17 protein-coding genes and 3 pseudogenes are annotated in these 17,764 nt (G+C 34.7%); 6 read left to right on the plus strand and 14 right to left on the minus strand.

The window, feature by feature from the left end; all coding sequences use genetic code 11:
- Window positions 1–45: 45 nt before the first annotated feature.
- A pseudogene (locus HMPREF2731_RS13895) lies at window positions 46–240 on the plus strand (transposase); the annotation flags it as partial.
- Window positions 241–437: 197 nt separating this feature from the next.
- On the opposite strand, the gene HMPREF2731_RS00090 reads toward HMPREF2731_RS13895, so the two are convergent.
- Genes HMPREF2731_RS00090 through HMPREF2731_RS00115 form a run of 6 tightly spaced genes read right to left on the minus strand, consistent with a single transcriptional unit; the run spans window position 438 to window position 5,193 of the window.
- On the minus strand, window positions 438–1,034 hold the full coding sequence (locus HMPREF2731_RS00090) for a YdhK family protein (RefSeq protein WP_002351732.1): 597 nt from the start codon (window positions 1,032–1,034) through the stop codon (window positions 438–440).
- A gap of 20 nt (window positions 1,035–1,054) precedes the next feature.
- A complete protein-coding gene (locus tag HMPREF2731_RS00095) occupies window positions 1,055–1,261 on the minus strand; it encodes a hypothetical protein (RefSeq protein WP_002307659.1) in 207 nt (68 codons plus the stop codon).
- A 14-nt stretch (window positions 1,262–1,275) separates the two neighbouring features.
- Window positions 1,276–2,670 carry a sensor histidine kinase gene (locus tag HMPREF2731_RS00100; protein ID WP_070872036.1) on the minus strand — a complete coding sequence of 465 codons (1,395 nt, stop codon included), beginning with the start codon at window positions 2,668–2,670 and terminating at the stop codon, window positions 1,276–1,278.
- Entirely contained in the window at window positions 2,670–3,350 is a 681-nt protein-coding gene (locus HMPREF2731_RS00105) for a response regulator transcription factor (RefSeq protein WP_002319978.1), read from the minus strand. Before HMPREF2731_RS00105 ends, HMPREF2731_RS00100 begins: the two co-directional genes overlap by 1 nt.
- A 27-nt stretch (window positions 3,351–3,377) precedes the next feature.
- Complete coding sequence (locus HMPREF2731_RS00110; RefSeq protein ID WP_070872038.1) at window positions 3,378–4,964, minus strand: multicopper oxidase family protein; 1,587 nt, start codon at window positions 4,962–4,964, stop codon at window positions 3,378–3,380.
- 4 nt (window positions 4,965–4,968) lie between these two features.
- Complete coding sequence (locus HMPREF2731_RS00115; RefSeq protein ID WP_002328408.1) at window positions 4,969–5,193, minus strand: heavy-metal-associated domain-containing protein; 225 nt, start codon at window positions 5,191–5,193, stop codon at window positions 4,969–4,971.
- Window positions 5,194–5,725: 532 nt separating this feature from the next.
- Between HMPREF2731_RS00115 and HMPREF2731_RS15445 the strand changes: the two genes are divergently transcribed.
- Complete coding sequence (locus HMPREF2731_RS15445) at window positions 5,726–5,800, plus strand: hypothetical protein (RefSeq protein WP_371113392.1); 75 nt, start codon at window positions 5,726–5,728, stop codon at window positions 5,798–5,800.
- A gap of 473 nt (window positions 5,801–6,273) precedes the next feature.
- On the opposite strand, the gene HMPREF2731_RS00120 is transcribed toward HMPREF2731_RS15445, so the two are convergent.
- From HMPREF2731_RS00120 to HMPREF2731_RS00140, 5 genes and pseudogenes are all read right to left on the minus strand, one after another.
- The gene (locus HMPREF2731_RS00120) at window positions 6,274–7,437 is read right to left on the minus strand and encodes an Ig-like domain-containing protein (RefSeq protein WP_083325448.1); all 1,164 of its coding nucleotides are present in this window, start codon (window positions 7,435–7,437) and stop codon (window positions 6,274–6,276) included.
- Between the two features lie 135 nt (window positions 7,438–7,572).
- On the minus strand, window positions 7,573–7,782 hold the full coding sequence (locus HMPREF2731_RS00125) for a heavy-metal-associated domain-containing protein (RefSeq protein WP_070872042.1): 210 nt from the start codon (window positions 7,780–7,782) through the stop codon (window positions 7,573–7,575).
- A 16-nt stretch (window positions 7,783–7,798) separates the two neighbouring features.
- Window positions 7,799–10,248 (minus strand): annotated as a pseudogene (locus HMPREF2731_RS00130) (heavy metal translocating P-type ATPase).
- Window positions 10,232–10,597, minus strand: a complete 366-nt coding sequence (locus tag HMPREF2731_RS00135; protein WP_002307652.1) for a BlaI/MecI/CopY family transcriptional regulator — start codon at window positions 10,595–10,597, stop codon at window positions 10,232–10,234. The pseudogene HMPREF2731_RS00130 and the gene HMPREF2731_RS00135 overlap by 17 nt, the downstream one beginning before the upstream one ends.
- A gap of 15 nt (window positions 10,598–10,612) precedes the next feature.
- A pseudogene (locus tag HMPREF2731_RS00140) lies at window positions 10,613–11,227 on the minus strand (TIGR01906 family membrane protein).
- 155 nt (window positions 11,228–11,382) lie between these two features.
- Between HMPREF2731_RS00140 and lgt the strand changes: the two are divergent.
- The 3 genes from lgt to HMPREF2731_RS00155 are packed head-to-tail and all read left to right on the plus strand — an operon-like array spanning window position 11,383 to window position 12,576.
- The gene (lgt, locus tag HMPREF2731_RS00145) at window positions 11,383–12,186 is read left to right on the plus strand and encodes a prolipoprotein diacylglyceryl transferase (RefSeq protein ID WP_070872044.1); all 804 of its coding nucleotides are present in this window, start codon (window positions 11,383–11,385) and stop codon (window positions 12,184–12,186) included.
- Window positions 12,170–12,394, plus strand: a complete 225-nt coding sequence (locus HMPREF2731_RS00150) for a DUF2933 domain-containing protein (protein ID WP_002307648.1) — start codon at window positions 12,170–12,172, stop codon at window positions 12,392–12,394. Before lgt ends, HMPREF2731_RS00150 begins: the two co-directional genes overlap by 17 nt.
- Before the next feature lie 2 nt (window positions 12,395–12,396).
- Window positions 12,397–12,576, plus strand: coding sequence for a DUF2933 domain-containing protein (locus HMPREF2731_RS00155; protein WP_002325573.1), 180 nt, complete (start codon window positions 12,397–12,399; stop codon window positions 12,574–12,576).
- Window positions 12,577–12,689: 113 nt separating this feature from the next.
- Here the strand turns inward: HMPREF2731_RS00155 and HMPREF2731_RS00160 are convergent, their stop codons facing one another.
- The 3 genes from HMPREF2731_RS00160 to HMPREF2731_RS00170 form a co-directional block, all read right to left on the minus strand.
- A complete protein-coding gene (locus HMPREF2731_RS00160; protein ID WP_002328849.1) occupies window positions 12,690–14,240 on the minus strand; it encodes an IS1182 family transposase in 1,551 nt (516 codons plus the stop codon).
- Between the two features lie 710 nt (window positions 14,241–14,950).
- Window positions 14,951–16,234 (minus strand): hypothetical protein, encoded by a 1,284-nt coding sequence (locus tag HMPREF2731_RS00165; protein ID WP_002325571.1) that lies wholly within the window; start codon window positions 16,232–16,234, stop codon window positions 14,951–14,953.
- A 178-nt stretch (window positions 16,235–16,412) separates the two neighbouring features.
- Window positions 16,413–16,820, minus strand: a complete 408-nt coding sequence (locus HMPREF2731_RS00170) for a NusG domain II-containing protein (protein ID WP_002307641.1) — start codon at window positions 16,818–16,820, stop codon at window positions 16,413–16,415.
- A 271-nt stretch (window positions 16,821–17,091) separates the two neighbouring features.
- On the opposite strand from HMPREF2731_RS00170, the gene HMPREF2731_RS00175 reads away from it, so the two are divergent.
- Window positions 17,092–17,764: coiled-coil domain-containing protein (locus HMPREF2731_RS00175; protein WP_025478168.1), on the plus strand; the 673-nt coding region annotated here is incomplete at its 3' end.

The raw sequence follows: 17,764 nt of genomic DNA on the forward strand, positions 1-17,764 counted from the left end.
TTTCTGTCTAGTTAATTGTAGCCTATCCAGACGTTTTTAAATAAATACAAATTAGGGATTCAATATGCTTTAAAACCCAGGTATAGTAATGGTGCATTGGAAAGAACAAATAATAAGATAAAAGTGATAAAACGAGTAGCCTACGGCTATCGAAATTTCCACAACTTTCGAGCAAGAATTTATCTCATTCAAGGCTTGATCTTCCAAGTAAAACAAAAACCAGTTAAGCACTCTGCCTAACTGGTTATGACTAAATTTTCAGTTGTCTCTCTACCAGCACTAAATGTCGAAGAGCCAAAAATCTGAGCCAGAATGAGGTTCGTTCTGACCCAGATTTGATTTTGCACAACTCATCAGTCCTTATTAACAAAGAGCTCATATCCCTCATGTTGAGAATACGAAGGCCATGTACCAGCTTATTGGTTTAGTATATAAAATTACTCATTATTTTCGTCATATTCCATCTCATCTTCAGTTACCCACATATGATTCTTAACTTCTTCTTGACCATCGGTTGGAGTGTAATTAACAACGTAAACAGTTCCTGTAATAGATTTATCTACTTTTGCTTCAGCTCCCATCATCCCATCCATGTGATCGGCATTCAAGATAACAGTATCGCCCTCATTTGCTACAGTCTCAGTATCTTTTAACTCTTCTTGTACTACCCATCGATGATTGTTAACCATTGGTCCCCCAGTTTTTGGCTCATAGCTTACTTCATACATTGTAGTATCAAAGGCCCCTACAACTTGAGCATTTGCACCTTTCATACCTTCCATATGATCGCCTAGCAGTATAACATTACTTCCCACCGGGAATTTAGGGTTCGCAGCATCTTTCATTGAAGAAGGAACCATACCTTCGTGATTCATTCCCTCCATACTATTCATTTCACTAGACGCTGTAGAAGTCGATTCCTCGTTTGTGCTATTAGAATTATTCGATTCACTTTGATTGCTACACGCTCCTAAAAATACAATAATTCCAAGACTTGCAAATACTAATTTTGTCATCTTTTTCACTGTCTTCATCCTCCTTTAATTAATCACATTTAGGTCATCTCATAAATTTGTAATCCAAAAACTTCTTTTTTAATTGTAGCTATTGATAAGTCCTTCTTAGAAAAGATTACTACAGAATTTGATAAGATATCTAAATGAACTTTTTCGACACTATCTATCGAAATCAGTTGAAAAAATATTTTTTTTGCCCAACATTCACATACTAGTTTAGCAATTTTTATCTGTTTTTGAAACAAATAACTCTCCTCCTTTATTGAAATGGTAACTTTATAACAAATTTAGTTCCTAGACCTAATTTACTTTTTACAGTTATACTACCTTTATGCGCTTCAATAACGCTCTTTACAATAGCTAATCCGATACCTTGCCCCCCTAAAGCTCTACTTCTGGAGGGGTCAGCCATATAAAATCTATCAAAAATATGAAGTTGCTGATCTTTTTCTATACCGATGCCGTTGTCTTCAACAATTAAAAGAACATGGTCTTTATTTTTACTTATATAAAACTTAATGGTTCCCTCCTTTTGCGTAAATTTAATAGCATTATTCAAAAGATTGATAACAACTTGGTTCATTTTATCTTTATCTGCAGATATATTGATGTTATCCCCTTGGATTTCAACATGAAGGTTTTTTGACTCAATTTTGCTGGCGAAATTTTCAATAACGGATTCAATCAACTTATATATGTTAAACTCAGTTTTATTTAAATGATCATATTTTGCTTCAATTTTGTTGATTATTTCTATATTTCCAATTAAACGAGTTAGACGATCTATTTCGTCATAACAAGATTGTAGGCGCTCGGGAGTTATTTTCCAGACTCCGTCAATCATTCCTTCCACATTGCCTTTAAGCGTAGCTAATGGAGTTCTTAATTCATGTGAAATATCGGTAGTTAATCTTTTTCGAAGCCCATGCTGTTTCTCCAACTGATTACTTAAATCATTTAGGGAATCAATTAAGGAATTTATTTCAATAATTGAAGTTTCTTGTGGGATTTTATCAGCATATTCCCCACGAGTTAATTTATGTGTAAAATCGCTTATATGCTTTAGTGGCAATCCTAATCTAGCAGAGATCCACGAAGCAAGTATGAATGATACAAGAAGAGCTGCAATTGCAACATACATTAAACTTTGTTTCATACTGGAGATAAACAAGGCATCGTGCTCTGTATAAGCAAAAGGTCCGAAATAATAAAACGTTACTTTTCCAAACTCGTTTCCATCATTAATTAACTTCTTTTTCACTTCTATTGTTTCGTCTAGTTTCACACTGTTTTTCTCAGAAACTTTCAATGCATTTTTTTTCAGTTTCTCCTGTGCTGACTTCAAATCTTTTCCAGTAAGTTCCCAAACCATGTTGCCTTGTTCGTCTTCTATAGAAAAATAAATATTATTCTCTAATACTTTCTCAGATAGTGCTGCAAGTTCTTCACTATTCCATGTTTCCCCACTATTTAACCACAATAAATCAATTGTATATACATACTGATTCAACAAATCTTCTTGCCGCTCTTCCACGTATTTACTAAAATGATTGTTCGTCAAACTTAATGCGACTAAACTAATCGATCCTATTATTAATGTTGCGATTGCTAAAAAGGAAACAGCTAATTGAGTTTTTATCGTTCTTTTTCTCATTAGTGGCCACCAAATCTGTATCCTGTACCATGGACTGTCAAAATATACATAGGTGATTTAGCATCATTCTCAATTTTATGTCTTAAGTTTTTTATATGAGAATCGATGCTCCTATCTAGTCCATCAAATTCTATTCCCTTAACTTTCTCTATCAAATCACTACGAGAAAAGACTTTATTAGGTGTGGACATTAGAGCGTGTAGAATATCAAATTCAGTTGGTGTAAGGTTTAACTCCACTTGATGTAGATACACTTGTCTACTATCAGGGTATACTATCAATTCTTTATTATTTGAAGAAAGCTTATTAGGATTTGATAAGGTCTCAGTTCTGCGCAATACAGTTTGTATTCTCGCAACTAATTCTTTGGGACTAAATGGTTTAATCATATAGTCATCTGCACCTAACTTGAGACCAGTAAGAATATCATCCTCATCAGACTTAGCTGTTAACATTATAATTGGTACATTTGATATTTCTCTGATTTTTCTACATACAGTCAATCCATCAGTATCCGGAAGCATTAGATCTAGCACAACTAAATCAGGATTATTTTTCTCGAATTTTTCCAATGCCATTGCGCCACTTATTGCTTTATAAACTGAATAATGATTAGCAACTAGATAGGCATCAATAATTTCTAATATTTTTTCTTCATCGTCCACAATAAGAATTTTCATAGACAATCATCCTTCTTAAATTATTTTCTATTTAATTTCCATTTGTCCCATCATTCCATACTCTTCATGTTCTAATATATGACAATGATACATGAAAATACCTTCACGGTCGAATTTCACAAGAAGTTCTACTATTTCATCCGGATTTACCAGCACAGTATCTTTCCATCCTTGCTCGTTTAGTGCGGGCTGATTTCCATCTCTAGATAAAATTTGAAACTGAACACCATGGATATGGAACGGATGAATCATGCCTCCCATCATACTACTAATATTGTTAACTTCCCAAATCTCTTGAGTACCTAATTTTTTATATAAATCTATTCTTTCCATATCAAATTGCTTATTGTTGATGTTTACCATGTGAGACATTCCACTTAAATTAATACTCTGTCTTGTTAAATCTTCCAATTTCTTTTCATCTAAAGTACTAATAGTATTTAGACTATCAGAGGGATTAAACTCTTTGTTGTCTATCGTATTCTCAATTCTCATTGTCAGTGCAACCAAATTATTTGCTAGTAAATGAATCACCTTACCTTTTTTATAATTCTGAGTATCCACTAATATTTCTGCCCTTTCCCCGGGCGCTAAAAGTAGTTTACTAAGTTTAACAGAAGTATTCAGAAAACCACCATCTGTAGCAATTTGGTAGAATGATTCGTCATTATCCAAATTAAAAGTGAAGTTTCTTGAATTAGATCCATTAACAATTCTATACCTCATCCATCGGTTTTTTATCTCAATATATGGATTGATAGTGCCATTAGTAAGCAACGTCTCCCCTTTTGTTCCATCAGAGTTAAAATCATTTTCATAGTTAATTTGATTAGTGGAGCTGAAAGATTTATCTTGCACAATCAAGGGAATGTCGTCGACACCATATTTGGAAGGTAAATCTAATGATTTTGAGTTGTCATCATCAATATACATCAAACCTGCTAAACCCTTATAAACTTGAGATGCTGTTTCTCCTTCCGAATGGGGATGAAACCAGAGTGTAGAAGCTTCTTGATCAACCTCGAATGTTACACTTTTTTTCTGTCCTGCTTCTATAATCTGATGTGGACCTCCATCTGCATCAGAAGCTACTTTCAAACCGTGCCAATGAAAAGATGTGCTAGCATCAAGATTATTGGTTGTATTGATAGTAACTTTTTGACCTTTTTTCAGTCTAATAACTGGCCCTAAAAAATCCCCGTTATAGCCTAATGTTTCAGTTTTTTCTCCATCCATTATTTGAACTTCTCCGTTTTGAGCAACTATATCATATATCACATTTTCTTTGCTTTTTGAAGATGGTTCAAGAACAGGGGGAATCAATAGTTGTCTCTCCGTTTGGTGTACTACCTTCAAATCAGCTTCTTGATTATCCCCCATCATATTGGACATTCTACTTGAGATTTGTCGTTGTTCTTCTTGAAAGACAACTTCAGCATGCTCCTCCTTGTTCTGCTGTTGAGTCAATATGAAAATACCGCCTAGGGTCAATATTGATATTGTTGTTGCTGCTAACCAAATATATTTATTATTCTTCAACCCATCATCTCCCATATCTATTATGTATTTACCATAAAAAAAATATGTGGAGATTTCGTGTCGATCCCCCCACATATATTTATATAGATATATCCCTAGTTACAGTATACTTTGTATTTTTTAGTAGTTGATTTAAGAATGTTAATGTTAATTTTGAATCAGCATCGAAAGTAACTGTACCTCTAGCCAAGTCAACTATTTTTACACTGACTGTTGGCTCTGCTTCCAAAGCATTTCTTACTTTTGTTGCACACCCTGAGCAATTCATTCCGTTAATAACCACTATTTGCAAATATTTCATCATAAAATTCCTTCTTTCCTAAAAAAGACGCCTATATTGGATTTACTAATCTAATCAATCTTTTAAGAATTGTCTTACAAGTATCATAATGAAAATTTATGGAGAAACCATGTATAGAGTTTGTTTTAGAGCTTTAAATATAGGATAGATACAGAATGATTTGCTCAGTTTATGATTGCATATCAAATTTATTATTTTACATTAATGCAGTCTCCTCAGGTAGAATTACTTGCACATCTACTTAGTTTAGTAAAAAGGTCCTACTTGTAAAACAATATATGACAATTTTAATAATCTAAAAAAAAAACAAATACTGCAAAGAATAATCTGATCATGTCCATGAATTCCATCAGGCAACCTTCTAACTGGAAATTTATTGCACAAATAAAGTGAATATATAAGATCTATAAAATACTGAAAGAAAATTATTTATCATCAATATAGAGCTAGCTCACAAGAAACAGAAAAGCACTTTTGCAGTTACAACGGAGTAACATTAATTTAAATTTCATATCATGTACATCTATCGCTAAGTATCCCGCCCAAAACATGTGTTTCGAGTTTCATGGATATCCTAACAGGTAGAAGTGCTATGATGATATTCGATTAGCATCCTAATATGAAATATAAGTTTAGAACTGCTATTTTGGGCAGAGGGATATTATGTAAGTACGGTTGTACTTAAGGACTCGACAATAAAAGAATATATCAAACAATAAGAAAAGTTTGATGTAGCATTAGATAAGGTGAGTGTTCGAAAATATAACACCCATGTTTAGGATTAATAATTGCTATCACTTTCTCTTAAGAGATAGCGAAAGTGATATCTTGAACAGTGAAAGCCAGCATCCGGAGATTCTGGCTAGTGTTAACACCTTTGAACCAATTAGATTTAATAATGATTAAAAGCACCAAAACTAAAGTTTTTTCTTAGCTTCTATTAAGAGTGGGATAAAGTAATATACTCATCTCTTAAAGTTAGTATGTCGTTATCAGAATTAATTTATCTACCACTTACCAGAAAGTGAAGAGATTGTAGCTCGAATAGAGAATACATTTTTTGCAAATAATTAGGATTTGGCATTAGCTTTCTTTTCTTCTTCTTTTAAGTTCCAGATACCAAAGTACATTACCAAAAAGAAATAAAACTAAACCTAAAATCGATATATACCAATAATTCTCGGTACCTGTTTTGGGCAAAAATTTATTATTTTCATCTTTGTTATTCTCATTTAAGTTATTACCATTAGGTGTTATTCCATCAGATTCATCATTCGGCACCACGATTTTGGTTGCCTGACTACGATAGTCTTTTCCACCTACTCTTACAATTGCCACAACTCTTAGGATATCACCCGCTGTCACATTTTCTGGGTTAAGAGTAATCATGAAGTTACCAGCGTGATTTACTGTACCTTTACCAACAATCTCATTATCCTCATTTAAGATCTCTATTATTGCATGTGCAGACGCTTTCCCTATCACTGGATAACCATCGGTGCTATTTCCGCTGATGGAAGCTGTCGGTGCGGCAACAGTCAGTGCTCCGACAGTTACATTGATTGGATCACTTGGGTCTTTACCGTCACTATCTGCGACGACTGTAATGGTATCCCCTTCAGACAATTCAGGTACATTGACACTCCAATTGCCCTCATCATCTGTTTCGGTGGTAACTTCAGTCCCATCAGGAAGTGTCACCGTCACGGTTGCCCCTGGTTCAGCGGTACCACCGATGGTGGTATCCCCAGCTGTTACCGAGTCGATCGTTGGTGTTTCCGTCAAACCTTCTACATCGTCTGCAGGAACCACTAGTGTTGTGCCTGTACTTCGATAATCTTGACCGCCCGCTGTCACAACTGCCACTACCTGCAAAGCTTCTTCTGGCGCCACATCGTCTGGATCTAAGGTCACGGTATAAGCACCTTTGTCATCCGCCGTCGTACTACCAACAATATCGCCTGCTTCATTTAAAATTTCAATGGCCGCATTTGCTGCGGCTGTCCCCGTCACAGGATACCCATCGGTACTGTTTCCTGTTATTGTAGCCGTCGGTGCCGCCACGGTTAAACCGTTTACACTCACGGTGATTGGTGCACTCGGATCTTTGCCTTCGGATTCAGCTACGACTGTTACTGTATCACCTTCCGTTAGTTCTGGTACCGTCGCTTCCCAGTTACCTTCATCATCGGCTTCTGCCGTGATTGGATCGCCTTCAGGAAAAAAGCCGCCTATTGGATTCAACATATATTTATGCACAAAAAGCAATGCATAAATCTTAAAAGACTGTTTTTTCTCTACATCCCGATTTGAAAAAAGTAGAATATGGAGAAACTTTCTTGCCGTAAGAATTCCCATATTTAATGTGATGATTCACCAAACTTATAAAGCCTTATACTTCGTATTTTCCAACAATTGATTAATAACGCTAATTGATAAATCTGTCTTTGCTGCAATAGTTACCAATCCTTCTTCAAGATTCACTTTCTTAACAGAAATTGAGGGATTCTTTTCTAATGCATACTTAATTTCTCCGGCGCATCCTAAACAAGCCATTCCACTAATAAATAAGGTCTGTAAATATTCAGTCATGAGACAATCACCTTTCCTATTTGACTTTGAATTTTTTTAAGCGAAGTGAATTTAAAAGCATTGATATCGAGCTAAAACTCATAGCAGCTCCTGCAATTATTGGGCTTAATAAAGGCCCACCGAAAATGTTCAAAACACCCATCGCTATTGGAACACTTAACATGTTATAAGCAAATGCCCAGAACAAATTTGACTTTATATTCCAAATTGTTTTTTTGCTTAAGTCAACAGCTAACAGTAGCAATTGCAGATCGTCGTTTATCAATATTATATCCGCAGATTCCATCGCTATATCAGTACCATAACCCATCACAAAACCTATATCCGCTTGAGCGAGGGCAAGTGCATCGTTTATCCCATTACCTACCATTGCAACCCTATGTTCTTTTGACTGCAACATTTTAACATAGTAGGCCTTTTCTTGAGGTAATACCTCACTAATAACGTTGGTGATCCCAACTTGATTAGCTATTGCCTGTGCAGTAAGTTTATTATCACCCGTGAGCATAACCACATTGAGGCCAAGTTTATTCAACTTTTGAATTGCTAATGCACTTGCTGGCTTTATAGTGTCTTCAATCGCAATTATTCCGAGAAAGATACGATCATTTGCAATATACACTGGTGTCTTTCCTTTAGATACTAAATTATCTGAAATTAACTTAAATTTACTAATGTCTATATTCAACTGCTTAAAGAACTCTTCATTTCCTAAACTTACTTCGGTACCTTTCAATATAGCATTAACGTCCAATCCAGAGAAAGATTCGAATATACTAGGTTCAACCAGATCAATCCCCACGATTTCGGCTTCTTTTACAATTGCCTCCCCAAGCGGATGCTCGGATGCTTTTTCAGCAGAGGCCGCTAAAAACAAGAGAAAGTTTCTATCCATATTTTCTGCAAGTATTATATCTGTTACCACAGGTTTTCCTTTTGTAATCGTACCAGTTTTATCGAATAATATTGTTTTTACGTGATGAGTTGTTTCTAAAGCTTCACCACTTTTAATTAAGATACCATTTTCAGCGCCTTTTCCCATACCGACCATAATAGCTGTCCGTGTAGCTAAACCGAATGCACAAGGACATGTTATAACTAAAACTGAAATTAAGACTGAGAATGAAAACGAAATACTTTGTCCAGATAGCACCCAAAGTAGACTAGATCCAATCGCAACTACAATAATGATATATACAAAGTAACTTGAAATGATATCAGCCAGTTTTTCGATTGGAGCTTTCGAAGATTGTGCATCATCCACTAGTTTGCTTATTTGAGCTAAAGTGGTGTCTTTACCAATATGAGTTGTTTCATATCTTATTACGCCATTTTTATTTTTACTGGGTCCTATTACTCGGTCATTAGCTTTCTTTTCAACAGGAAGATTTTCACCTGTAGGCATAGATTCATCAACTAAAGACTTACCACTTATTACAATACCATCCAGTGGCAAACGCTCTCCTGGTTTTGCTATGATCACATCTCCTACTAAAACTGATTCAATAGGAACAGTCTGTTCCTTATTATGTCTGATAGTTTTCGCTGTTTTGGGAGTCATCCTCATTAATTTTTGTATTGCTTCAGATGTCTTATCTTTCGTCACCAACTCTAGGTATTTCTCTAGTCTGATTAACGTTAATATCACTGCTGATGCTCCAAAGTAGAGCTCTTTTGTATAGAGATAATTTCCCAATATAATCTGTATTGTTGCAAAGATGCCGTATAACAAAGCAATACTTGTACCTAAAGCAATTAATGTGTCCATTTTCGGATGTTTTTTCATGAGTGAGGAAAATCCAATTTTATAATAGTCTTTATTGGCCAATATAACCGGAGCGGTAAGTATTAATTGCGTCATCGAAAAAAACTAGGGTTTGTCGTAGGATCAATTATTTCAAATAGGGGTAACTCAAGTATATTTGCACTAGCAACATATATAATAGGAATTGTAAATAGCATTGACGTGATAAATCTTCGCCTTAGCTTCTGTTGCTGTTGCTCTTGTTCTTTTGTTTTATATATTACTTGTTCCTCATCTTCAGAAAGAGCATATAGCTGATATCCAAGAATTTTGACAACATCACTTATTTTTGCAACCGCTGAAGGGTCAGTTGATATTACCGAGAGTTTTTCTGCTTCAAAATTTACGTTGGCATATTTGACATAAGTCATTGATTTAACTACATTTTCAATTTTGTTAGCGCAGGACACACAAGTCATTCCACTTATTCCAAATACCTTTATCTCAGTTTTTTTTCGAATCTCAGCGTCATAACCAATGTCTTGAATAGCTGTTATAACTGTATGATTAGACAAAACACCTTCATCATATTCCAATTTTAGAACCTCAGTTGTTAAGTTAACTTTAGCGAAATATACTCCATCCAACTCATGAATTTTTTTCTCTATTGTTGTTGCGCAAACTGCACAAGTCATTCCATAAAGATTATATTTTGAAATCATTGAATTCCTCCGTGTCAGAACGTTTAACCAATCCGTTTAAATAGTAGCTTACTTCTGAGATACAACCTTCATCCATTCCAGAAAGTAACCTTTGTATTTCGGTTTCTAAAAATTCTTGCTTCTTAATCAGTGAAGTGTAGTATCTTTGGTTTTTTGAAGTGTTAAACGTGATCACATTTTTATCTAACAACCTTCTTATTAACGTTTTTGTTGTGGAGGGATGCCAACTATTACGCTCTTGCATTCCATGTGTTATTAAACCACATGTTACCGGTTCATATCTCCAGATAAACTTTAAAACATCTAACTCTGAATTCGATACCTGTATTTTGTGTTCGACCAAGACCATCCCTCCTTAGGCTATTCATAAAGTACGTTCTTCTTTATTAAACAAATGATGAATTGTTGTCAAAGTAGAAACACTTATAGTTACAATTAATAAAAATCATAAAAAGAAAAATGTTTCCGGTAAAAAACTGATAATTGGATCTGTACGATAGTCAAACATCCAATCATCATTGTCAAAAAATACTTGATGAAAAAGCACAAATGCTTTATCAAAAAACAGAAGTGCCATTACACAGACTGATATTATCATCCACTTGATTAAACTAGTGATTTCTCTGACTTGATCACGCGTTACTAATTTTTTCCTGTTTAGGTATAAAAGAACGCTACTCGTAGAAAGAAGCAATGAATAGTTAAGCTGGAACAAAAATTTAACATCTTTAAAATGGTTTATACCGCGATCTGAGACGTATAGATTATCAAAAACCAATTCTTTTTGAAAAGGATTATTTAAATAGCCCATTAAGTTTCTAAAATCTTGATTAACTTGAGATCTACTCCAGTTTTGAAAATTTATATCGCTTTGAAAGAATAAATTGATTTTGAGCAAACCAGGGAAGTTGATTGTCAATGTAATCGCGAGGGATAAAGCAAAGACAAAAAATAATAGAAATAGCATGCTTTTTTTCATTAAATTAATATTTATATTAGATCACTCCTTTTAATATAATGATAAAAAAACTTGTGTAGAAAATGTGTACCAATGTATCTGTCAAAAAGTCTACATAAAATTTCCATAATAGCCTGCTATAGTCAAAACAAGTTCATTAGGAAGGAGGGAAGAATTTGAGAGAACCCTACGACAGAGTATTTATTTCGTTTGGTCCATTTACTATTTATTGGTATGCCATTTTCATAGTGTTTGGGATCATAATCGGATATTTTGTTGCTAATAGAAGAGCAAAGCGTGCGGCATTGCCTGAGGATACAATTGTTGATCTGTTGTTATATGGATTGCCAGTTTCTATTATATCGGCCAGATTATACTATGTACTTTTTGAATTACCTTTGTACATTGATAATCCTTTAAGTATCTTAAAAATTTGGGAAGGTGGTATAGCAATACATGGTGGATTAATTGGTGCTGTATTGACAGGGGTTATTTATTGCAAGAAGAAAAATCTTTCTTTTTGGAATGTTGCTGACGTAGTTGCTCCCAGTATAGTAATTGGACAAATCATTGGACGATGGGGAAATTTTATGAATCAAGAGGCCTATGGAGAAATTGTAGACATAGAGTTCCTGCAATCTCTGAAACTCCCATCTTTCATAATTGATCAAATGTATATTGATGGGGCCTACCATCATCCGACTTTTTTATATGAGTCTTTATGGAATATAGGAGTACTCATTATTTTGCTTCTGGTGTCTAGAAATAGAATGTTCTTTGGGCAAATATTTTTAATTTATGTTTCACTATATTCCGTCGGGAGATTCTGGATTGAAGGATTACGGACCGACAGTTTAATGCTAACAGCAAACTTGAGAATGGCTCAAGTCCTGTCCATAGTCCTATTAATTGGCTCTATATTAACTTACATCTATCTCAAAAAATCTAAGGAGGAAGATTTACATGGAAGCATTACTTAATCTCTTACCACTACTATTACTACTAATTTGCCCTATCTCAATGATGTTTATGCATAAAGGGCACGGACATGCTGGGCATCATCATATGCATGGAGAAGATCATTCAAAACACACTGGTTCCGAAAATGATATAGCAAGTTTAAAAATCCAAACTGAGCAATTAAAAGAAGAAGTTGCTACTCTAAAGAACTTAGTTAAGGAGCGATGACAATGCAGTGGTTATTACTTTTATTATGTCCGATAATGATGATATTTATGATGAGGGGTATGCACTCAGGATCGCATAATGAAAAAGATGACGAACAATTGAAACAGGATCTTGAAAATTTAAAAGAGCAAAATGATATCTTAAGTAGTGAACTAAGCGATTTGAAGTCAAGGTTAAAATAAGTTAAAGGAGGCGTGACATAAGTTACCTAGTTACGCTCTCCAAAAAACAAGGAGCACTTGGAAATCATGAGATTTTTCGAGTGCTTCTTGTTTTTTTATTCATTTTGAGTAGTTCAAGTTCCTATTTTTGTCAATTTCATCATATTGATTGCCGTAATGAGTAAACCCGTCTGTTTTCTGACTTTCTCTAAGCCTCGAACCGTGTAGCGAGTGAAGCCCGAACAAGCCTGCATAAATCCGAAGACTGTTTCCACGTCGACTTTTCTCCGCCCATATATTTTTTGAATGTCAGGCGTTGATAACCGTTCTTTTTGTTTTTCTTTATGATACTCCCAAGACGGATTTACAGTGATCTTTCTACGATTCCCCTTTGGGGTTAAGGCTTCAGGAATGAGCGCTTGGTTCGCATCCGTTTTTTCTGCTTGGTATTCTTTAAAATCTCGGACAAAGCCATCCGCATCTGTTCGTTGACGGTAGGCATGAAAATTGAATCGTACCCCTTTGGGGTCGATGTAAAAGTCCTCATTGGGCTCGTAAACCCAATTCATTACTTTCCGGTCATCTGTCTGCCATTTCTTACTTTGTTCTTTAAACATCGTTCCATAAGGAATCAGTGCAGTATGCTGAGGAAGTTCATCTTCTATATAGCGGTAATTGCTTTCTGAACCATAACCTGCATCGGCGACCAAATAATGAGGGGACTTTTGTGCAGTCTTCATTTTTTCCAGTAATGGTTTCAGTGTTTTAGTGTCTGTTGGGTTTTGAAAGACATCGTAGCCGAGCACAAATTGATTACATGTAGCGATCTGCAGGTTATACGCAGGTTTAAGTTGGCCATTTTTCATGTGGTCTTCTTTTACGCGCATAAATGTCGCATCATGATCGGTTTTTGAATAACTGTTTCTAGTCCCATAAATAGAAAACTGCGTTTGATGTTCCAGAAGTTTTTCTCGCTTTGCATTTAGTTTGCGTACTTGGCTTTTCAACGTTCGCCGTTGTTGTTTCGCTGGATTTGGCGAAAGACGTTTCGTTGCCTCAACTTCATTTTCTAGTTCATCCAGACGCAGTTCCATCCGTGTTAACAGTTCATCTATCATGTCTACGGTCAAGGTCGTCCCTTCGGGAATCTGTTTCAGGGCATATGCTTCTTTTAGTTCCGTCATCATAGTAAGCAATTTTTCGCGATTCATTTGATCGAACCGGATCGTATTTTTCTTCCAGACAAAGCTGTATTTATTCGCATCCGCCAAGATTTTGGTCCCGTCAATAAACAACGCATCATCAATCAGATTCCGTGCACGCAGATACTCTGTCAACTGATCTAAACCTTTATTGGTCAACTCCTGTACATCGTTGGATACACAAAAACGGGCGATAGTTCGATAAGTCGGAACCCGTTCTTGCGTCAACCAGCGAGCATATAGGTTTTCTTCAGCTAAGCGTTCAATCTTGCGACTTGTAAAGGTTTCTCGCGTATACGCAAAAAGAACCACCTTCATCATGGCACCTAAATCATATTCTCTTGGTCGACCAAAAAGATAGGGGTCATTAATCTGAAGCGCTTCGACCAGTTCATGGATAAAAACGGCGACATGATTTTCTTTTGGAGAAAATGAAGTAGATAGATCCAAAGTGAGTTGATTCATGTTATAATTAGTATACATTTTGTTTAGTCCTTTCAGGATTAAATGATGGTGCATTGGCGGGAACCGGTGCTCCTTTTTATTTTACCCAAAAAACCGCAAGAAATGAACGCTTTCTCGTCATTTCTTGCGGTTTTCTTCTATGGACTTATGTCACAGTCCCTTTAAAATTCACTAAATTCATGGTTCAGAATAGAATTGATTCTCTCAAAATATTTAGTCTAACTTTACTCTTTATAAAACGAATAAGGCATGCGTGGTTTATAATCTTTCTTTATGTATTTCTGACACCAAAGAAAATGATCCTCATCATTCCATCCACTCGTTGCATTCCACCAAGAGTACATAACATCCCCTGGTGTATAGGGTAGTCCATACACCAGGGGATTCTAGAAGTAAGATTTATTGTTTCTTTTTTTAGTGCAAATAAAACCATTATCTTCGATGAATATAAGGAAAATACCTTTTTAGATAACATTTCTAGGTTATGAATAGATAGTATTCACTCTATCCGCAATTTTCTTCAACGAAAAGTTACTAAAATGGAAGCATGGGCAGCATTAATATGATGATTTTCTTCTGGACGTTGCTAAGACATTCAATAGCAATGAGCGCCATTATAAATGTGGAAGCTACTCGTAAAAAAAGGGAAGATTGATTTCCAATTCTGCCCAAATGCTTATTTATACTACAATTAACCGTATTAATTTCAACTTCTTTGTCCAGAATAACTACCGAACTAGTTCACCACTTGGATAATGAGATATCGGGGCTAAAATTGTAAAATCTTTGCCAAATTTCTTCATAAAATTAGCATGTTTCTCTAAATCTGTAAATAGAATGTATCGTAAGTGATCATGCAAATTTTGATTACGCATATAATGTGGTCTATTAAATTGTGCTCGTATCTCCTCTTCACGTTGATCCGGTGAGACAATATACATCATCAAATTTTCTTGATGAATCGAATACAAATCATCCATTCGATTCATCCCAGAAATTATTGACGTCGATTTTTCAACCTCAAAAGCACATATCGGTTCCCCATTTTTTGAAAACCAAATAACATCAATCAAACCAATCGTCCTACTTAACGGATTTGGTAATTGATAGATTGTTTCTGGTAATAGAGGTATAGACACATCTCCTAAGCGATTCCCATCTACAATTCTATTATGATCGTTTGAGGCAATCCAAGCATGATAACCTATCTCATTACCTAAAGTAGCTAAGATATATTGGATTTTTTGGTGCACATTTTTGCCATCCTCTTTTTCCAACTTCTGTTTTATTAATTTCTGGGTGTTACTTTCTGAAATTCTGACATACTCTTCTTCATTTTCGCGAACAATATAATTTAGTTTCCCAATATCAAATAAAAAAGCTGAGATAGCACCCAAATCTTTCGAAAAAAGTCCTCCTAAGCAGTTGAGTTCAATCATACCATCACGGAGTTTAAAATAGTCCTCCCATTTACCTAAGCGAATTTTCGAGCCCGTAAGATAATTATATCCATTTACAATAGCTGTGTTAAAAGGAGGGAAAATGGTAGGTTCTAGAAAATATAAAATGTTTGCGACAGCTGGACCAAGCCCTCTGATTTTCTTTTCTGCTAGAATATTTACAGCAAATAACATTTTAATTTCTTGATTAGCTTTAAGAATTTGATCAAGACAAAGTGAAAAAGCTAACTGATTTTCCCTATTTTCATAAATATCCGGAATTCTCAATTTAGGTTTCCACATAAATGCATGCTTGGCTCCTTTAAAAATTTCTGTTTGTTCTGCAATTACATTCATTATGTCCTCTAGGGCTGAATTTTTAAAATCTGTTGGGAACGTTCCGTTATTGACATGTTTGATAAGTACTTGTACGTATTTCCTAACTTTTTTAAACGCTTTCAAACGTTTTTCACTTTTGATAAACCAAGTTTGATACAGTAAATTTTCGCGTAATTTATATTGATTAAACACATCTGTTAAATAAGTATTATCCACTGTAATGACACCTACCATCCCTATTAATATTTTATAAACTCGTTAGCTCTAATATGGCTTTCTATATGCAAAATTCCGTAACCACCTTAAATGAAGAATAATGTAAACAGGTTTTAGCGACTTTAGTTAACGGTCTTTCCTTAGATTACTCCGTCCATGTCTCTATAATAGGATTCGTGGTACTTATTAGTTCATACTAATAAATTAAAGGATTCTCCTCTACTCCTAAAATTTCAACAATCAATTTATGAGGCAGACATATACTCATTTCCCCTGGTCTACTAATCCAGCCTGTACGAACAGCAATTTGATCAGGACTATTATCTTCTTTTACCCTGATTTTTCCAGGAGCTACTTCAATAATATTGTATTTCCCTTTTTGAGGGTAATATGTTTTTTCAAAAGACTCATTAACTTGTGATAAGTTAAATTTGTCTACAACTTCTCCATCTATTTTAACAACTGCAATTACATCTGTACTTTCCCTATTATTATTTTCATCATTATTAGTATCAAATAGTAAATATGGTACGAATGATGCCATAATGACCGCAGTAATAATGAAATAGTCCCAAGGTTTCATGAGTCTCAATGTTTTATTCACTAAATTCGTTCTCCTGTATTAACTTTTGATATCATACTTTACAGTTGTGTGAATTTTATGTAGGTATGTATATGCTCCATAAAATCTCCATAAGTTTTAGTTATTTTGAAGCTGTCTATTAAATTGAAATATAGCATATGGATCCTATTACTTTTTGTATAGTAATTCCAATTTCAATTCCTAGTAGAACCTGTAGCAACGATAAAATAGAGAGGAGAATATTATGTAAAATGTTTCTTCACAAATAAAATAAGGGAAGTGAAAAATCAATTTGAAAAAAACATTTATATCTACCTCTGTCATTGTGTTTTCGCTATTTTTTAGTAATGGTCTCTTAGCTAAAGCACAGACTATAGAGGAAAAAATCAAAGAAAAAGATGATAAAATTGAAGCGATTGTAAAAAATAAAGAATCAGCTGAAAATTATCTTACTGATTTAGATAACAAAATAACTCAGCTAGAAAAAGAATATAAAAAAGTGCTAGTGGAAAAAAACACATCTGAGAAGAAACTTACCGAGATTAATCAGAAAATTACTGCTCTTGAGGAAAGAATACGCCTTAGGAATAAACTTATCGAAGAGCAGGCTAGGAATGCACAAGTAAATCAAAAAAGTGACTCTATAATATCTGTCATGGTAAATGCCGAATCATTATCAGATGCAGTCACAGCAGCCATTGGTATGACTAAGCTTATTTCTGCTAGTAATGAGATTATGCAGGCCCAGATAGATGATAAAGAAAATTTAGATGAATTAAAAAAAGAAGCTGAGAAAAAAGTTACAGATGCGGAAAAAGAAACTCGATCTCTCGAAGAGAAAGAAAATGACCTTATAGAAGCCAAATTAACTCAAAGTATAAAAATCAATGAGATATCCGCTTCTTTGGCGACAGAGCAATCCGAAAAAGCAAAATTTGAAAATCAAAAACAAGAAGCTGAAAAAA

This window comes from Enterococcus sp. HMSC072F02 (genome assembly GCF_001837725.1).
Taxonomy (GTDB): domain Bacteria; phylum Bacillota; class Bacilli; order Lactobacillales; family Enterococcaceae; genus Enterococcus_B; species Enterococcus_B lactis.

Coding starts and splice junctions, on each gene's coding strand:
- HMPREF2731_RS00105 (WP_002319978.1), bottom strand. CDS start 3,350: ATGAAAATTCTTATTGTGGACGATGAAGAAAAAATATTAGAAATTATT.
- HMPREF2731_RS00135 (WP_002307652.1), bottom strand. CDS start 10,597: ATGGTCTTGGTCGAACACAAAATACAGGTATCGAATTCAGAGTTAGAT.
- HMPREF2731_RS00150 (WP_002307648.1), top strand. CDS start 12,170: ATGGAAGCATTACTTAATCTCTTACCACTACTATTACTACTAATTTGC.
- HMPREF2731_RS00165 (WP_002325571.1), bottom strand. CDS start 16,234: ATGGTAGGTGTCATTACAGTGGATAATACTTATTTAACAGATGTGTTT.
- HMPREF2731_RS00160 (WP_002328849.1), bottom strand. CDS start 14,240: ATGTATACTAATTATAACATGAATCAACTCACTTTGGATCTATCTACT.
- HMPREF2731_RS00155 (WP_002325573.1), top strand. CDS start 12,397: ATGCAGTGGTTATTACTTTTATTATGTCCGATAATGATGATATTTATG.
- HMPREF2731_RS00090 (WP_002351732.1), bottom strand. CDS start 1,034: ATGAAGACAGTGAAAAAGATGACAAAATTAGTATTTGCAAGTCTTGGA.
- HMPREF2731_RS00120 (WP_083325448.1), bottom strand. CDS start 7,437: ATGTTGAATCCAATAGGCGGCTTTTTTCCTGAAGGCGATCCAATCACG.
- HMPREF2731_RS00115 (WP_002328408.1), bottom strand. CDS start 5,193: ATGATGAAATATTTGCAAATAGTGGTTATTAACGGAATGAATTGCTCA.
- HMPREF2731_RS00125 (WP_070872042.1), bottom strand. CDS start 7,782: ATGACTGAATATTTACAGACCTTATTTATTAGTGGAATGGCTTGTTTA.
- HMPREF2731_RS00110 (WP_070872038.1), bottom strand. CDS start 4,964: ATGTGGGGGGATCGACACGAAATCTCCACATATTTTTTTTATGGTAAA.
- HMPREF2731_RS00100 (WP_070872036.1), bottom strand. CDS start 2,670: ATGAGAAAAAGAACGATAAAAACTCAATTAGCTGTTTCCTTTTTAGCA.